Consider the following 15,701-nt stretch of genomic DNA (forward strand, 5'->3'; position numbering starts at 1 on the left):
GGGAGTATCCCATGCGTACCCTTCTGCTTTCGCTCAGCGCCGCCGCGCTCGCCATTCCCGCCGCGGTCGTGCTGCCCGCCACCCAGGCCGAGGCCAAGGCGACGATCGGCCAGGACCGTTATTACCGCGACCATGACGACCGCCGCTATCGCGACGACCGCCGCCGCTATGCCTATCGCGAGTGGCGCGGCCGCGACGGCCGCCGCTATTGCCGCAAGCCCGACGGCACCACCGGCACCGTGATCGGCGCCGTCGGCGGCGCGCTGCTCGGCCGCACGATCGACACCAGCGGCGACCGTACCGCGGGCACCGTGCTGGGCGGCGTCGCCGGTGCGCTGGCCGGCCGCGCGATCGAAAAGGGCGGCAACAACTGCCGCTGATAGCCGAAGCCTTAACCCCGGGGTGCTAATGCCCCGGGGGACATGCTTCGCGTCCTCGTCCTCTCCACCCTGTTCCCGGACGCGTCGCGCCCGAATTTCGGCATCTTCGTCGAGCGCCAGACCCGGGCGCTGGCAGCGCGGGACGGGGTGGAGGTGCAGGTGGTCGCCCCGCGGGGCCTGCCGCCCCTCCCCTTGGATCGCCACCCCCGCTACGCGGCGCTGGCCGCGCAGCCGATGCGGGAGGAATGGAACGGCCTGCCCGTCCATCGCCCGCGCTTCCTGAACCTGCCCGCCACCGGCGGCCGCTTCCATCCCTCGATGCTCGCCCGCGCGCTGCGCCCGATGCTGGCCGCACTGCGGCCCGACTTCCCTTTCGACGTGATCAGCGCGGAGTTCTTCTTCCCGGACGGGCCCGCTGCGGTCGCGCTCGGCAAGGCGTTCGACGTGCCCGTCTCGATCAAGGCGCGCGGATCGGACATCCACCAATGGACCCGCCGCCCGGCCATCGCCCGACAGATCGTGCGTGCGGGCCAGGCAGCAGACGGGCTGCTTTCGGTCTCGCTGGCCCTCCGCGACGACATGATCGCGCTCGGGATGCCGGGCGAGCGCACCCGGTGCATCGTCACGGGCGTCGACCTCGCCCGCTTCGCGCCCCGCGACCGCGCCGCCGCCAAGCGGGCGCTGGGGATCGGCGGCCCGCTGGTCGCTTCGGTCGGCGCGCTGATCCCGCTCAAGGGGCATGACCTGCTGATCGATGCCGTCGCGCGTCTGCCCGGCGTCCATCTTGCCATTGCCGGGCACGGTCCGGAAGCGGAGCGTCTGACGGCGCGCATCGCGGCCCATGGCTGCGGCGACCGCATCCGCTTGTGCGGCGCACTGAAGCCGGACGACATCGCCGAGCTCCTCGCCGCGGCCGACGTGATGGCGCTGGCCTCGTCGTCCGAGGGGCTGGCCAATGCCTGGCTCGAGGCGCTGGCCAGCGGCACGCCCATCGTCATCCCGGACGTGGGCGGCGCGCGGCAGGTGGTGACCGCCCCCGCCGCCGGGCGGATCGTCGATCGCACGCCCGAAGCACTCGCCGACGGCATCGCCGCGCTCCTCGCCGCGCCGCCCGCCGCCGCCGCGGTACGCCGCCTTGCCAAACCGTTCACCTGGGAAGCCAACAGCGAACGATTGCATCGCCACCTGGGCGGGCTCGTCGCCGCTCGTCGCGGAACCTGACCGTATCTGCAGGGTTCGACAGGTGCCGAGACAGGCAAGGAGCCCGTGATGCAGAAGCCCAAACCCTATCGCTCGCCGCGCCGACGGCACTCGCCGAACGCGCTGCCGCCGCGCCATCTCCGCCGCGCCGCCGCCCGACCGGGCGACACCGAGTTCGACATCGTGTTCGAATGGGAAGGCGACGGTCCGACCCAACACTGACCGCACGTTGACAGCGCGAATCGCTTGGCGGAAGCTGGCCGCTTCACCCAGCCCGGGAGGTGCGGCATGGCCGGCAAGAAAGACAAGAAGGCGAAGAAGGACGACAAGAAGACGTCGTTCCTGCCCAAGGTGATCGACGGCATCAAGCTGCCCAAGGACGCACGCCGCCAGCTCACCGCGCTCGCCAGACATCCGGTGATCGCCGATCTGCTGGCCTCGGGCCTCGTCGCCTTGGCGCAGCGGATCAAGGGCGACGGCGGCAAGGCCGAAGCCGCGGCGGCTCCGCCACCGGCCACCGAAACGACGCCTGCCGAACCCGCGGCGGTGGCGACGCCCGCAAAGCCGGCGGTGAAGCGGATCCGCAAACCGGCCGCGGCCACTGCGGCCACCCCTGCCGAAGGTACGGCGGAGACCAGGCCCGCGCCAGCCCGGCGCACGCGCAAGACCGCGGCCCCGGCCAATACATCGACGGCGCCGACCGCCGAGGCGGCTCCCGCCAAGCCGGCCAAGGCCCCGCCGCCGCGCCGCACCCGCAAAAAGGCCGAACCCGCCACCAAGCCGCGCACCCGCCGCACGCCGCCCAAGACGGAGAGCTGATCGCCTGCTAGCCCGGGCACCGGGGATCTCTGCATGCTGAGCACGGTGGCGGCGATGCCGTTCTTCACCGCCTTCTCGTCCGAATATTATGGATACCGCGTACCCGCGGCGCTCTATGCCTTCTGGATGATGCTGATCGCGCTCGCCAATATCTGGGTGCAGCGGCTGGCGACCTCGCCGCCGGTGCTCGGCGAACGCATCGCCCCGGCGCATTGCCGGGTGATCCGCCAGCGCGAGCTCGCGACGTTGCTCGGCACCATCTCGGCCTTCGCGATGGCGCTGGTCTTCCCCTTCGCCTCGCAGATGGCGCTGGCGACGATCCCCCTGTGGCGCCTGCTGCTCCAGCGCGTGTCGCCGCCGCGGGGGTGACCAATCCCCAAAGCCGTCATCCCGGCGCAAGCCGGGATCCATTGGGGTCACCGTATCGGCTCCAGCTGCTGCCGAGTGGCGAATGGATCCCGGCGTTCGCCGGGATGACGGAGGGCGTTTAGGCGGCAGATACGAGACGGGCCCCGCCCTGCGGCGAGGCCCGTCTCGTTCGCTAGCCGCCAGCGGATCAGCGGCGGTGGTTGTTGCGGTCGTGCTTCTCGTAGCGCACCTTGGCCGACAGCGCGTCGTAGCGGCGGTCGAGGTCGCGGCGTTCCTGCATCGTCAGGCCGGGACGCGAGGCGCGATAGCGGGCCTCCAGACGCACCAGGCCGCGATACTCGTTGCGGATCTGCGTCGCTTCGCGGCGGCTGAGCGAACCCGAGCGGATGCCCTGGTTGATGCGCTGTTCGATGCGATCCTGGCGCGCGTTGATGTTCTGCCAGCCCGGCTGGAACGCGGCGGCCGACGCAGGAACGGCGGCGGTGGCGACACCCAGACCGGCGATCAGCAGCATGAACTTCTTCATCGGATACTCCTCAATTCGACTGGACCGCCCCTGCGGTCGAGAGCCGTTGTGGAACGCAGATGTCGTCACTTTGTCCCAACATCCCGCCTTTTCCGTCACGATTTGTCGCAAGCCGGAGAGGTTCGTTCAGGTTCAGGTTCAGGGGCAGGTTCAGGCCGCGAGCAAGCGCTCCGCCTGCGCGCGTGCCTCGGGGGTGATCTCGGCGCCCGAGAGCATCCGGGCGATTTCCTCGCGGCGCTGCTCGGGGGTGAGCGGCGTAACCCCGGTGCGGGTGACGATGCCGTCGTGGCTTTTCGCGATCAGCAGGTGCCGCGCGCCGCGCGCCGCGACCTGCGGGCTGTGCGTCACCACCAGCAGCTGCGAACCCTGCGCCAGCCGCGCCAGTCGCTCGCCGATCGCATCGGCCACCGCGCCGCCGACGCCGCGATCGATCTCGTCGAAGATCAGCGTCCGCGCGCCGCCTTCCTCGGCGAGCGCCACCTTCATCGCGAGGATGAAGCGCGACAGCTCGCCGCCGCTGGCGATCTTCATCAGCGGCGCGAACGGCGCGCCGGGATTGGTCGAAACCTCGAACTCCACCCGGTCCATGCCGGCAGCGCTCCACTGACTCTCGTCGAGCGGCGCGACCATGGTGCGGAAGCGCGCGGCGTCGAGCTTGAGCGGCTTGAGCTCGGCCGCCACCGCCGCGTCGAGCCGCGCCGCCGCCATCGTTCGCACCGCCGACAGGGTCTGCGCCGCGTCGCGATAGGCCGCGTGCGCTTGCGTCGCCGCCTTCTCCAGCCTGGCGATGCCCGCGCCGCCGCTGGTCAGCCGCTCGAACCGCCCCGAAAGCTCCGCCAGCAGCGCCGGCAGGTCGTCCGGCTGCACCCGGTGCTTGCGGGCAATGGCGCGCAGCTCGAACAGCCGGGCTTCGTCGGCCTCCAGCGCGGCGGGATCGAAGGCCAGCGCCTCGGCGGCGGCATCGACCTGCGCCTGCGCTTCGCTGCCCTCGGTGATCGCGCGGTCGATCGCAGCCAGTGCCTCGGCCAGCGCCTCGTGGTCGTCGGACACCCGCTCCAGGATCCGCGCCGCCTGGCGCAGCCGGGCCAGCCCGCCGTCGGAGCCTTCCAGCAGATCGGCGATGCCCTGCAGGTCGGTCGCGATCTTTTCGCCGCGCTGCATCGCGGCGCGGCGCTCGGCGAGTCGCTCCTCCTCGCCTTCCTCGGGCGCGAGCGCCGCGAGTTCGGTGACGGCGTGTTCCAGCCATTCGCGGTCACGCTCGGCGCTGTCCTGCTCGGCCCGCGCCACCGCCAGTGCATCCTCGGCCGCGCGCCAGGCGCGGTGCGCGATGGCTACCGGCCCGGCATCGCAGCGCCCGAACGCATCGAGCAGCAGCCGGTGCCCGCGCGGGTTGAGCAGGCCGCGATCGTCGTGCTGGCCGTGAATCTCGACAAGGTGCGGCGCCAGTTCGCGCAGGAAGCCGGCCGAGGCAGGTTGATCGTTGACGAATGCCCGGCTGCCGCCATCGGCCTTGACCAGGCGGCGGACCAGCAGCGGCTCGCCCGGCTCCAGCTCCATGCCGTTCTGCGCGAACAGGTTGGCGATGGCGCTGTCCGCGGCAGGCGGCACGAAGCTCGCCACTACCACCGCCTGTGCCGCGCCGCTGCGGACGAGTCCGCTATCGGCGCGCGCCCCCAGGGCCAGTCCCAGCGCGTCGAGCAGGATCGACTTGCCCGCCCCGGTCTCGCCGGTCAGCACGCCGAGCCCCTCGCCGAACTCCAGGTCCAGCGCCTCGATCAGCACCACGTCGCGAATGGAAAGCGCGGTCAGCATCGGGCCCCCTATCGCAGGAACAGGAGTAGAACGAAAGTGGTTTTAGCTCGCGGGCTTGGGCGGCGGGCTGGCCTTGGTCGCGGCCGCCACCTTGTCCTGGTTTTCCTGGATCAGTTCATAGGCGTGCTTGTACCAGTCGGTGCCGGGATAATTGGCGCCGAGCACGGCGGCCGCCTTGTTGGCTTCCTCCGGCACGCCCATCGCCAGATAGCTCTCGGTCAGGCGCATCAGTGCTTCCGGCACGTGCGTGGTCATCTGATAGTTGTCGACCACGTTGCGGAAGCGCAGCGCCGCCGCCAGCCACTGGCCGCGCGTCTCGTAGAAGCGGCCGACTTCCATTTCCTTGCCGCCCAGGTGATCGCGCACCAGGTCCAGCTTCAGGCGGGCGTCGGCGGCGTATTTCGAATTCGGGTAGCGGCGAATCAGCTCGCCGAGCGAATCGAGCGCCTGCTGGGTGATCTTCTGGTCGCGGGTGACGTCGCTGATCTGCTCGTAATAGGAAATGCCGATGAGGTAATAGGCATAGGCCGCGTCGCGGTTGCCGGGGTGCACCGCCAGGAAGCGCTGCGCCGAGGCGATCGATTCCGCATAGTCGCGGTTCAGATAATAGCTGAACGCGCCCATCAGCTGCGCGCGGCGCGCCCATACCGAATAGGGGTGCTGGCGCTCGACTTCGTCGAACAGCGCGGCGGCGAGCTTGTACTGGTGCTGGTCCAGCTTCTGCTTGGCCGTGCTGTACAGGGTACCGACGTCGCGGGCGACGTAAGGCAGATCCTTCACCCCGCCGCGCTTGGCGCAGCCGGCGACGGAAAGGGCGAACACCGGAAGAAGCGCGAACGCAAGCGCGCGAGGCAGGGGACTACGCATATGGCGGGGTTCTTAGACCGGGGCCGTGGCTGCAAACAATCCTTTTCGGGGCGGGATTGCGGCGGAACCTGCTTCGGGCCACATGCGCTGGCATTTCCGTGACCGTATTCGAAGGGGATCTTCCGTGCCCGCCACGCTTCTCGCCACCCACCGCGTCGAAAAACCCTGGGGTCGCCACACCCTCTATCCGGGCTTCGCCGATCCCGCCGCCGATGGCGAGCCGGTCGGCGAGGTGTGGTTCCAGACGCCGGGCAATTCGACGCCCGACCTGCTGATCAAGTATTTGTTCACCAGCGAGAAACTGTCGGTGCAGGTCCACCCGAACGATGAGCAGGCGCAGGCCGTGGGCCTGCCGCGCGGCAAGGACGAATGCTGGATCATCCTCGATGCCCAGCCCGATTCGACGATCGCGCTCGGCACCAGGCAGCCCTACACCCGCGAGGAACTGCGCGCCGGCGCGCTCGACGGATCGATCGAGGACATGCTCGACTGGAAGCCGGTGAAGGCCGGCGACTTTTTCTACTCGGCCTCGGGCACGGTGCACGCGATCGGCGCGGGCATCACGCTGATCGAGGTGCAGCAGAACAGCGAGACGACCTATCGCCTCTATGATTACGGCCGCCCGCGCGAGCTGCATCTGGAGGCGGGCATCGCCGTTTCCGAGCCCGTTCCGTTCGTGCCGCACCCGATGCCCGGCGCGGTCGCCCCGAACCGCACGATCCTCGTCGAAGGCCCCAAGTTCGTGCTCGAACGCTGGGAAGGCGGCCATCGCCGTTTCGACCTGCCGGAAGGCACCACCGGCTGGCTGATCCCGGTACGCGGCGAAGGCGTGGTCGACGGCGTCGCGTTCAAGGCGGGTGAGTGCCTGACGCTGGAGGGCCATGTCGAGCTGGAAGCGGCGGTCGGCAGCGACCTGCTGTTCGCCTATCCGGGCGATGCACGTGTCCCGTCGATGGACGCCGAATGAACCGGATGTAGTTTCCCGTTCACGCAACCGACCGCGTCGGCGAACCGTTTGGCACGCATTGGAAACGATCTGGAGTACCCTGATGCGCATGCTGATACTCGCCGCCGCGGCCGCGCTGACCCTGCCGGTTGCCCCGGCGCTTGCCCAAGGGCATCGCGAACGGGAAGCACGGCAGGATTGCCGCCAAGATCTGCGCAATGCCGATAGCCGTCGCGAATTTCGCCGCGAGGCGCGCGATTGCCGCCAGGACATCAACGAAGCGCGCCGCGACGACCGGCGCGACTGGCGCCAGAACGGCGCCCGCCCGAACCAGGGCGATTGGCGCCGCTATCGCAACTATGATTACAACCGCCCCGGCCCCGGCCAGCAGCGCTATTATGCCGACAACTATTATCGCGACGGCCGCTATTATCAGGAGCGCCGCCTGAGCCGGAACGACCGGATCTATCGCGGCCGCGACAACCGCTATTATTGCCGCCGCAACGACGGCACCACCGGCCTGATCGTCGGCGGCGTGGCGGGCGGCCTGTTCGGCAACGCGCTGTCCTCGGGCGGCAATGCGACGCTCGGCACGCTGCTCGGTGCGGTGGCGGGTGGCGCGCTCGGCCAGTCGGTGGACCGCGGCAACGTGCGCTGCCGCTAAGCCCCGGCGGACGTCATCGAACGAGGGGCCCGGTTCGCCGGGCCCCTTTTTTGTGCGCGAGCGGCGCGTTGGAAACGCGTCCTCCCTATCAAGCCGTCATTCCGGCGAAAGCCGGAATCCATTGGCACGCCGTTTCGGAAAGAGCGGGCGCGTAGAGGCGAATGGATCCCGGCTTTCGCCGGAATGACGATGCGAGGGGAAGGAGTTCCAGCTGGCGCCGGCTGGGATCAGATGAAGCCGCCGGTCAGCATCAGCCGCGCGCCGCTGATGATCAGGATCAGCAGGTTCAGGTTCCGCCCCGCGTTCCCGCGCGAGAACATGCCGACCACCGTACCGGCGAGCGCGATCGGGAAGGCGATCCAGTTGATCAGCGGCAGAAAGGGGAACGGGATGATCCCCACCAGCGCGAAGGGCAGCGCGACCAGCCCGATCAGCAGCGAGAGTGCGTTGAACATGGCCGGCATGTGGGGCAGGCAAACTGTGTTATCAAGATAGCACGCCCTTTCGTTCCCCTCCTGGCGCTATGGCGGGCCCGGGAAGAATGCTATGTCGCCGTCCTCAAAGAACGCGTCAGGAGGTGTGCCGTGCTGCCCCCGCTTTCCGCTGCCCCGCTGTTCCTCCTGCTCGCCGTCCCGACGGCCGGCGAACGCCCCCTCCACGCCCAATATACGGTGACCAACATCGGCGGCGGCTTGGGCACCTATGTCGACGAGAAGGTGATATTCGGCCAGGTATCCACCGGGCGCTGGATCGCCGAGCGGGTGCGGCACGATCGCAGCTGGTGCGGCAAGCGCGATGCGGGCGGGAAATGCGTCGCCGTCGACAGCACCGTCCATGACTGGCTCGACGGCGCCACATGCACATCGGTTGCGCCGGCCATCAGCGAACTTCGGGCAATCCGGCCCACCGGCTTCGCCCCGATCCGACTTCGTGGTCGTGTCCGATTCCTCCACGGTCACGATCAAGGGCGCCACCACACAGGCGGGGTTCTTCACGGAGATCAGCGTCAGCCAGGTCGCGGGTGATTTCGCACGCTGGTGGCACAATTCCAGCAATGGCTGGAAATCCTGCTGGCAATCTGCCGCGCCGGTGGTGGAGGGGCAGGCGCTTGCCCCCAGCCTGTCCCCGGCTGGAGCCGTCGCTTCGTGAGGCGCCGAACCACGGCGGTTCCCCTTTGGCGCGATTCGCGCTAGGGGCGCGCCATGCCTAATCTTTTTCTCGTGATGCTCGGCGGGGCCATCGGCTCCGCGGCCCGCTACGGCGTTGGCCGCTTGGGCGTCGCCCTGCTCGGCCCGGCCTTCCCCTGGGGGACCCTCGCCGTCAACATTATCGGCGGCTTGCTGATGGGGATGCTCGGTGCCAGCCTGCTCCGCTTCGGCCCCAATGCCGAACAGGCGCGGCTGCTGCTCGGCGTCGGCGTGCTCGGCGGCTTCACCACCTTCTCCTCCTTCTCGCTCGAGACCTTCGCGATGATCGAGCGGGGCGATCTTGTCGTGGCGCTCGGCTATGTCCTCGCCTCCGTGATCGGCGCGATCGGCGCGCTGGCGATCGGCATGACGCTTGCCCGGGCGGTGACGGCATGAGCGGCAACGAGGACGGCGTCCGCCAGTTCGTCGTCGGCTATGACGATGACGGCATCCGGCTCGATCGCTGGTTCAAGCGGCATCTGCCCGATGTCAGCTTCAACATCGTCTCGCGCTGGGCGCGCACCGGCCAGCTCCGTGTCGACGGTTCGCGCGCCACGCCGGGCGACCGCATCGCCGCCGGCCAGCAGATTCGCGTGCCCCCGGCCGAGCCGGTCAAGGCCGCCGCCGCCGCAGCGCCTCGCGCCAAGCGCGTGCCCAAGCCGCTCAGCGAGGAACAGACCGCGTTCGCGCAATCGCTGGTGATCCACCGCGACGACGCAGCACTGGTGCTCAACAAGCCGCCCGGCCTCGCGACCCAGGGCGGCACCAAGACGTTCGAACATGTCGACGAGCTGCTCGACGGCCTGTGGTTCGAAGCCGAAGGTCGCCCCAAGCTGGTCCACCGGCTCGACAAGGACACGTCCGGCGCGCTGCTGGTCGCCCGTTCGGCGCGCGCCGCGGCGTTCTTCTCGAAGAGCTTCTCCAGCCGCACCGCGCGGAAAATCTACTGGGCGCTGGTGATGGGCGTGCCGGAGATCGAGGACGGCTTCATCGATCTGCCGATCGGCAAGCAGCCGGGCACCGGCGGCGAGAAGATGCAGGTGGACATGGAAGAGGGCCAGCTCGCCCGCACCCGCTACCGCGTGATCGAAATGGCCGGCAACCGCTGCGCCTGGGTGGAACTCCAGCCCTTTACCGGCCGCACCCACCAGCTGCGCGTCCACATGGCGGCGATCGGCCACCCGATCGTCGGCGACGGCAAATACGGGCTGCAGGAGGCATTCCTCACCGGCGGGATCAGCCGCAAGATGCACCTCCACGCCCGCCGCATCCGCATCGACCATCCCGATGGCGGCCGGATCGACGTGCGTGCGGAGCTGCCGCACCATTTCGCCGAATCGATGCACACGCTCGGCTTCGACCAGGCGATCGGCAACGCGATCGAGATCGACGACGGTCCCCCGCCGATGAGCAAGGAACTGCTCAAGCAGAAGGCCAAGGCGCACGCCAAGAACTACCGCAAGGAACGCCGCGGCGAACGGCGGGGCCGCGGGGAGAAGAAGTAAGCGTGGGCCTGCCTGCACTTCCTTCGTCATCCCGGCGAACGCTAGGCGCCTTCGCATGAACCGCCTCGCCCTTTTCGATTGCGACGGCACCTTGGTCGACAGCCAGGCGAGCATCTGCCTCGCCATGGAGCATTGCTTCGCGTCACAGCGAATCGATCCCCCGGCGCGCGAAGCGATCCGCCGCATCGTCGGCCTCAGCCTGGTCGAGGCGATCGCGCAGCTGCTACCGCAAGCCGAGGACGAGCTCCACCGCCACCTCGCCGAGGAATACAAGCGCGCCTATTTCGACCTGCGCACCGCCGGCCATATCGAGGACGAGCCGCTGTACGACGGCATCCTCGAGGCGATCGAGACGCTGGACGCGAACGGCTGGCTGCTCGGCGTCGCCACCGGCAAGTCCGATCGCGGGCTGATCCGCGTGCTGGAGGCGCACGGCCTGCGCCAGCGCTTCGTCACGCTCCAGACCGCCGACCGCCACCCCTCCAAGCCGCACCCCTCGATGATCGAGACCGCGATGGCCGAAGCGGGTGCGAGCGCGGAGACGACGGTGATGATCGGCGATACCAGCTTCGACATGGCGATGGCCGTCGCAGCCAATGCGCACCCTCTAGGTGTTGCATGGGGCTACCACACCGCCCATGATCTGCATGCGGCCGGCGCAGTGCGGGTCGTGGACCATGCATCGGCGATCCCGGCGCATCTGGAGGCCCTGTGACTGGAGGCCCTGTGACCGAAGCCGATCGTATCGCGCGCAATCGCTATTTCATCATGATGGGTGCCAACCTGGTCGGCGTCGCCGGCGCGGTGCTGGCACTGCTGATCATGGGCCGCGCCCAAACCACCGAACTGACCATGCTGGGCGTCGCGCTGATGCTCGCCTCGCTCTGGGTCATGGCGGCGATCCCCAAGATGCTCGCCCGCCGCTGGAGGACACCCCCCGAAGCATGAAACGATTCTGGAAGACCGTCGCCATCGTCGATGGCGCCATCGAGCTCGACAACCGTCCCGTCCGTACCCCCGCCCGTGCAGCCCTGATGCTGCCGACGCCGCAGCTGGCCGAGGCGGTGGCGGAGGAATGGCGCAGCGTCGGCGAGCAGCTCGATCCGCGCGCGATGCCGCTGACCGGCCTCGCCAACGCCGCGATCGACCAGGTCGCGCCCAACCCCGCCCCCTTCGCGGCGGACCTGGCGCGCTACGGCGAGAGCGACCTGCTCTGCTACCGTGCCGAGCTGCCGGAGCCGCTGGTCGCGCGACAGGCGGCGCAGTGGGATCCGCTGCTCGACTGGGCGCGGACGCGGTACGACGTGCATTTCGAGACGACGGCCGGGATCATGCATCGCCCGCAGCCCGCAGCGACGATCGCGCGCCTGAACGAGGTGGTGGCCGCGCTCGACCCGTTCCGGCTGGCAGCGCTGAGCCCGCTGGTGACGATCAGCGGTTCGCTGATCGCATCGCTCGCGCTGCTCGAAGACGCCGCGGACCACGACACCGTGTGGCGCGCCGCCCAGCTCGACGAGGACTGGCAGGCCGAGCAATGGGGCGAGGACGACCTGGCCATCCGCGCTCGGGAAGTGCGGCGGACGGATTTCGACGCGGGCGTGCGGTTTCTCAGCCTGCTGTAAGGCAGGTCAGAGGACGTCCGAGGATTCCCCCGTCGGGTCGCCGCGCTTCATCAGGCCGCGGATGAAGCCGATCAGCCCGGTCTGGCGCGAGCGCTTCAGCCGTTCGGCCTTGAGGATGGTGTGGACCGCCTGGAAGCACTGGTCGGCATCGTCGTTGACCAGGACATAGTCATAGCCGTCCCAGTGGCTCACCTCGTTCGAGGCGCGCGCCATGCGGTGCGAGATCACCTCGGGCGAATCGGTGCGGCGGCCTTCGAGGCGGCGGTGCAGCTCGGCCATCGACGGCGGCAGGATGAACACGCGGACGACGTCGCCGCCCATTGTCTGGTGCAGCTGCTGGGCGCCCTGCCAGTCGATGTCGAACAGCATGTCGCGGCCGGTCGCGAGCACCGCGTCCACCGGGCCCTTGGGCGTGCCGTAGCGATGCTTGAAGACGTGCGCCCATTCGATGAAGTGATGCTGCGAGACCATCTCGCGGAACCGCTCGACATCGACGAACGTATAGTCGACCCCGTTCACCTCGCCCGGCCGCGGCTCGCGCGTGGTCACCGAGACGGAGACGGCGAGATCGGGTTCGGCAGCCAGCAGCTTGCGGGCGATGGTCGACTTGCCGGCGCCCGAAGGCGAGGAAAGGACAAACAAAACCCCGCGGCGATGGAATCCATGCGGGTCGTTCTGGTGCGTATGGGCCATGCGCGCCTTTGGCGTAGCGGCACCCGAGCCGTCAAGCCCGGGCGCCGCGTGTCACCTTATGCGCCGAGCCCCGTATCGGGACCATGCTCGGTGCCGAGCTTGCGCTTGAGATAGGCAGCACCCACCGCGCCCGCGCCGAGCACGAACGCTGCGGGCACGACGCGCTTGGCGACTTCCCAGGTCGCGACGCCGACCGCGGCGCCAACGGCACCACCCTCGCCGTCCCGCCGGTCGATCTTGCTGCCGATCCAGCCTGCAATCAACTTGCCGATCATTGTCTTCTCCTTCGCCGGAATAACGGCGGTGCGGCGGCAGCGTTCCCGCCGCTCGCCGCAGCCGATCAACGGCCGATCATCGTCTCGGGCCGGACGAACTGGTCGAAGGTCGCTTCGTCCACCAACCCCAGCGCCAGCCCGGATTCCTTCAGGGTAAGGCCTTTCTCGTGGGCGTTCTTGGCAATCTTTGCGGCGTTGTCGTAGCCGATCGCCGGGGCCAGCGCGGTCACCAGCATCAGTGAGCGATCGACCAGTTCCTTGATCCGCGCCTCGTTCGCTACCGCGCCGTCCACGGCGCGCTCGGCGAAGTTGGTCATGCCGATTGCCATGAGGGTGATCGAGCGCAGCACGTTCGCGCCGATCAGCGGCTTGAACACGTTGAGCTCGAAATGCCCCTGCATGCCGCCCACGGTGACGGCGGTATGGTTGCCGATCACCTGCGCCGCGACCATCGTCAGCGATTCGCTCTGCGTCGGGTTCACCTTGCCGGGCATGATCGAGCTGCCGGGCTCGTTCGCCGGCAGTTCCAGCTCGCCCAGCCCCGAGCGCGGGCCCGAGCCGAGCAGGCGGATGTCGTTGGCGATCTTGGTGAGCGAGACGGCCAGCGTGTTGCAGACGCCGGACAGGTTCACCAGCTGATCCTTGGTCGCGAGCATCTCGAACTTGTTCGGCGCGGAGACGAAGGGCAGCCCGGTGATCTTCGCGATCTCGGCCGCCACGTCCTCGGCATAATGCGGCGGCGAGTTGAGCCCGGTGCCGACCGCGGTGCCGCCCAGCGCCAGCTTGAAGATGTCGAGCTCGAGCACGCTGTGAAACCGCGCCCGCGCCGATTCGAGCATCGCGGCATAGCCGGAAAATTCCTGCCCCAGCGTCAGCGGTGTCGCGTCCTGCAGATGGGTGCGGCCGATCTTGACGATGTGATCCCAGTCGTGCGCCTTGCGGTCGAGCGAGGCGTGCAGTCGTTCCAGCGCCGGGAACAGGTCGAGGGTCACCGCGCGGGCGGCGGCGATGTGCAGCGCGGTCGGGAAGCTGTCGTTCGACGATTGCGCCATGTTGACGTGATCGTTCGGGTGGATCGGGCTCTTGCCGCCGCGATTTCCCGTGAGGATCTCGTTGGCGCGGCCGGCGATCACCTCGTTGACGTTCATGTTGGTCTGGGTGCCGCTGCCGGTCTGCCAGATCACCAGCGGGAACTGGTCGTCGAGCTTGCCGTCGATCACCTCCTGCGCGACCCGGTCGATCACCTCGGCGATCTTGGGATCGAGCCCGTGCTTGACGTTCACCCGCGCCGCGGCCTGCTTCACGATCGCCTGGGCATGGACGATGCCGATCGGCATCCGCTCCTCGGGCCCGAATGGAAAGTTCTGGATCGATCGCTGGGTCTGGGCGCCCCAATAGGCGTCGGCGGGAACTTCGATCGCGCCGATCGAATCGGTTTCGGTGCGCGTGGCCGTCACTGCTTTCCTCCGCTTGTTTGCCTGCGATGTAGGACCCCGGTTCCGCCCCACAACCCGTACGATGGTTGGAAGAACGCGCGGTTGCGGGAAACACTTGGTAACTTGCCATCGGCGGAAGGCGGGAGGCAAAGAAAGCCTGTCACCGGCGACAACAGCCGGGGCAACCGCAGGAGAAGAGCCATGATCCCGTTGATTCTGGGGCTGCTGCTCGCCGCCCCCACTTCCGAAATCGCGCACAGCGTGCGCATCGATCACGAAGCCGGCCCGGTCCATGCCGACTATCGCATGCGCGTCGACGTTCGCCACCAGCAGCTCGGCGTCGCCGGCCCGGGCGGCCGCGCCTCGACGCTGCGCTGCCGCTGGCAGGCTGATCTGGTGGTCGATCGCCGGGCCCGCCACGCCGCCGGCACCCTCCAGCGCGGGCTGCGCCAGGAAAGCGTCGCCACCGGCAGCCGTCCCGGCTGGTGCACCGCCAACCGCGCCGCCATCGCCAGGGATGTTGCCAGCGCGACCAAGGACATGCGAGGCGCGGTGGAAGCGCTGGCCCGGCAGGATGCCGAGACGCTGCGCGCCGAACTCGACCAGATAGGACGTGTAAATACCTGATGCGTATCCCGATTACCGTTTTCGCCCTGGCGGCGCTCGCCTTCCCGATCGCCGCCCAGGCCCAGGTGCTGCCCAAGGTTTCGGGCGGCGTCGAACTTTCCACCGACGAGAGCCGCCGCGGCCTCAGCTGGAGCGAGAACCAGCTCAGCGCATCGGGTGACGTCTCGGCAGGCATCCTCGGCTTCGATGCCTCGGCGCGGGTGGCGATGGTGCGCGAATCGAGCCGTCATGCGGGTGCAGACGCGGTGTTCGACCTGGAGGCAGGCCGCGGATTCGACCTGGGTGCATTCAAGCTGCGCGGCTTCGTCACCGGCCATGTCTTCACCGGCGCGGCGCGGGCGATGGACTATGTCGAGCTCGGCGCGGACGGCGCCTTTTCGCTCGGGCCGCTGCGGCTGAACGGCGGCGCGGTCTATGCGCCGGACCAGGGACCGATCGGCGGGGACAATCTCTACCTGCATGCCGGCGCCTCGGTCGGCATCCCGTCGACGCCGTTCACCGTGTCGGGCGCGATCGGCCGCACCACCGGCAGCACCGACGACATCCGCGCCGCCCGCCTGCGCCCGACGGGCGACTATACCGACTGGCGGATCGGCGTGGAGCACGTCACCGGCCCGCTGACGCTCGGCGTCGACTATGTCGGCACCGACATCGATACCAACCGCGCGGTGTCGTCACCCTATGCAGACCTCCGTCACAGCGGCGATCGCGTGCTCGGACGGGCACGGCTTTCGTTCTGAAGCCGTCCTAGTCTTCCCCGTGCTCAAGTCCCC

Annotated in this window: 22 protein-coding genes; 15 read left to right on the forward strand and 7 right to left on the reverse strand. The window is 68.9% G+C overall.

Going from position 1 to position 15,701, the window contains the following annotated elements:
* Positions 1 to 11: 11 nt before the first annotated feature.
* From SPI01S_RS06430 to SPI01S_RS06445, 5 genes are all read left to right on the forward strand, one after another.
* The gene (locus SPI01S_RS06430) at positions 12 to 380 is read left to right on the forward strand and encodes a glycine zipper 2TM domain-containing protein (RefSeq protein ID WP_066719941.1); all 369 of its coding nucleotides are present in this window, start codon (positions 12 to 14) and stop codon (positions 378 to 380) included.
* A 42-nt stretch (positions 381 to 422) separates the two neighbouring features.
* The gene (locus tag SPI01S_RS06435; protein WP_066719945.1) at positions 423 to 1,601 is read left to right on the forward strand and encodes a glycosyltransferase; all 1,179 of its coding nucleotides are present in this window, start codon (positions 423 to 425) and stop codon (positions 1,599 to 1,601) included.
* A 48-nt stretch (positions 1,602 to 1,649) separates the two neighbouring features.
* Complete coding sequence (locus SPI01S_RS22170) at positions 1,650 to 1,802, forward strand: hypothetical protein (RefSeq protein WP_157084584.1); 153 nt, start codon at positions 1,650 to 1,652, stop codon at positions 1,800 to 1,802.
* 66 nt (positions 1,803 to 1,868) lie between these two features.
* A complete protein-coding gene (locus SPI01S_RS06440) occupies positions 1,869 to 2,399 on the forward strand; it encodes a hypothetical protein (protein WP_066719948.1) in 531 nt (176 codons plus the stop codon).
* Positions 2,400 to 2,432: 33 nt separating this feature from the next.
* On the forward strand, positions 2,433 to 2,768 hold the full coding sequence (locus tag SPI01S_RS06445; protein WP_066719955.1) for a hypothetical protein: 336 nt from the start codon (positions 2,433 to 2,435) through the stop codon (positions 2,766 to 2,768).
* A gap of 187 nt (positions 2,769 to 2,955) precedes the next feature.
* Here SPI01S_RS06445 and SPI01S_RS06450 read toward each other — a convergent pair whose 3' ends face one another.
* From SPI01S_RS06450 to SPI01S_RS06460, 3 genes are all read right to left on the reverse strand, one after another.
* A complete protein-coding gene (locus SPI01S_RS06450; RefSeq protein WP_066719957.1) occupies positions 2,956 to 3,294 on the reverse strand; it encodes a hypothetical protein in 339 nt (112 codons plus the stop codon).
* 150 nt (positions 3,295 to 3,444) lie between these two features.
* On the reverse strand, positions 3,445 to 5,106 hold the full coding sequence (gene recN / locus SPI01S_RS06455; RefSeq protein ID WP_066719959.1) for a DNA repair protein RecN: 1,662 nt from the start codon (positions 5,104 to 5,106) through the stop codon (positions 3,445 to 3,447).
* Positions 5,107 to 5,148: 42 nt separating this feature from the next.
* A complete protein-coding gene (locus SPI01S_RS06460) occupies positions 5,149 to 5,973 on the reverse strand; it encodes an outer membrane protein assembly factor BamD (RefSeq protein ID WP_066719961.1) in 825 nt (274 codons plus the stop codon).
* A gap of 124 nt (positions 5,974 to 6,097) precedes the next feature.
* Here SPI01S_RS06460 and SPI01S_RS06465 point away from each other — a divergent pair, with 124 nt between their 5' ends.
* Complete coding sequence (locus tag SPI01S_RS06465; protein ID WP_066719964.1) at positions 6,098 to 6,940, forward strand: cupin domain-containing protein; 843 nt, start codon at positions 6,098 to 6,100, stop codon at positions 6,938 to 6,940.
* Positions 6,941 to 7,022: 82 nt separating this feature from the next.
* Entirely contained in the window at positions 7,023 to 7,583 is a 561-nt protein-coding gene (locus SPI01S_RS06470) for a glycine zipper 2TM domain-containing protein (RefSeq protein ID WP_066719968.1), read from the forward strand.
* Between the two features lie 227 nt (positions 7,584 to 7,810).
* On the opposite strand, the gene SPI01S_RS06475 is transcribed toward SPI01S_RS06470, so the two are convergent.
* Positions 7,811 to 8,038, reverse strand: coding sequence for a hypothetical protein (locus SPI01S_RS06475; protein WP_066720228.1), 228 nt, complete (start codon positions 8,036 to 8,038; stop codon positions 7,811 to 7,813).
* Positions 8,039 to 8,167: 129 nt separating this feature from the next.
* Here SPI01S_RS06475 and SPI01S_RS22855 point away from each other — a divergent pair, with 129 nt between their 5' ends.
* From SPI01S_RS22855 to SPI01S_RS06510, 6 genes are all read left to right on the forward strand, one after another.
* Positions 8,168 to 8,608 carry a hypothetical protein gene (locus tag SPI01S_RS22855; protein WP_157084585.1) on the forward strand — a complete coding sequence of 147 codons (441 nt, stop codon included), beginning with the start codon at positions 8,168 to 8,170 and terminating at the stop codon, positions 8,606 to 8,608.
* A 177-nt stretch (positions 8,609 to 8,785) separates the two neighbouring features.
* Positions 8,786 to 9,166, forward strand: a complete 381-nt coding sequence (crcB, locus tag SPI01S_RS06490; protein ID WP_066719974.1) for a fluoride efflux transporter CrcB — start codon at positions 8,786 to 8,788, stop codon at positions 9,164 to 9,166.
* Positions 9,163 to 10,275, forward strand: coding sequence for an RluA family pseudouridine synthase (locus SPI01S_RS06495; RefSeq protein ID WP_066719976.1), 1,113 nt, complete (start codon positions 9,163 to 9,165; stop codon positions 10,273 to 10,275). Before crcB ends, SPI01S_RS06495 begins: the two co-directional genes overlap by 4 nt.
* A 55-nt stretch (positions 10,276 to 10,330) precedes the next feature.
* Positions 10,331 to 10,990, forward strand: a complete 660-nt coding sequence (locus SPI01S_RS06500; RefSeq protein ID WP_066719979.1) for an HAD-IA family hydrolase — start codon at positions 10,331 to 10,333, stop codon at positions 10,988 to 10,990.
* 11 nt (positions 10,991 to 11,001) lie between these two features.
* Positions 11,002 to 11,223 (forward strand): hypothetical protein, encoded by a 222-nt coding sequence (locus SPI01S_RS06505; protein ID WP_066719982.1) that lies wholly within the window; start codon positions 11,002 to 11,004, stop codon positions 11,221 to 11,223.
* Complete coding sequence (locus tag SPI01S_RS06510) at positions 11,220 to 11,897, forward strand: ATP12 family chaperone protein (protein ID WP_066719985.1); 678 nt, start codon at positions 11,220 to 11,222, stop codon at positions 11,895 to 11,897. The genes SPI01S_RS06505 and SPI01S_RS06510 overlap by 4 nt, the downstream gene beginning before the upstream one ends.
* 6 nt (positions 11,898 to 11,903) lie before the next feature.
* On the opposite strand, the gene gmk is transcribed toward SPI01S_RS06510, so the two are convergent.
* The 3 genes from gmk to fumC all read right to left on the reverse strand — a co-directional run bounded on the left by gmk (position 11,904) and on the right by fumC (position 14,322).
* The gene (gmk, locus tag SPI01S_RS06515; protein ID WP_066719989.1) at positions 11,904 to 12,590 is read right to left on the reverse strand and encodes a guanylate kinase; all 687 of its coding nucleotides are present in this window, start codon (positions 12,588 to 12,590) and stop codon (positions 11,904 to 11,906) included.
* A 56-nt stretch (positions 12,591 to 12,646) separates the two neighbouring features.
* A complete protein-coding gene (locus tag SPI01S_RS06520; protein WP_066720229.1) occupies positions 12,647 to 12,865 on the reverse strand; it encodes a hypothetical protein in 219 nt (72 codons plus the stop codon).
* A 65-nt stretch (positions 12,866 to 12,930) separates the two neighbouring features.
* On the reverse strand, positions 12,931 to 14,322 hold the full coding sequence (fumC, locus tag SPI01S_RS06525) for a class II fumarate hydratase (protein ID WP_066719992.1): 1,392 nt from the start codon (positions 14,320 to 14,322) through the stop codon (positions 12,931 to 12,933).
* A gap of 180 nt (positions 14,323 to 14,502) precedes the next feature.
* Between fumC and SPI01S_RS06530 the strand changes: the two genes are divergently transcribed.
* Complete coding sequence (locus SPI01S_RS06530; protein WP_066719995.1) at positions 14,503 to 14,928, forward strand: hypothetical protein; 426 nt, start codon at positions 14,503 to 14,505, stop codon at positions 14,926 to 14,928.
* Positions 14,928 to 15,668 carry a TorF family putative porin gene (locus SPI01S_RS06535; RefSeq protein ID WP_066720004.1) on the forward strand — a complete coding sequence of 247 codons (741 nt, stop codon included), beginning with the start codon at positions 14,928 to 14,930 and terminating at the stop codon, positions 15,666 to 15,668. The genes SPI01S_RS06530 and SPI01S_RS06535 overlap by 1 nt, the downstream gene beginning before the upstream one ends.
* Positions 15,669 to 15,701: the final 33 nt, after the last annotated feature.

The organism is Sphingomonas pituitosa NBRC 102491, from assembly GCF_001598435.1.
Taxonomy (GTDB): Bacteria; Pseudomonadota; Alphaproteobacteria; order Sphingomonadales; family Sphingomonadaceae; genus Sphingomonas; species Sphingomonas pituitosa.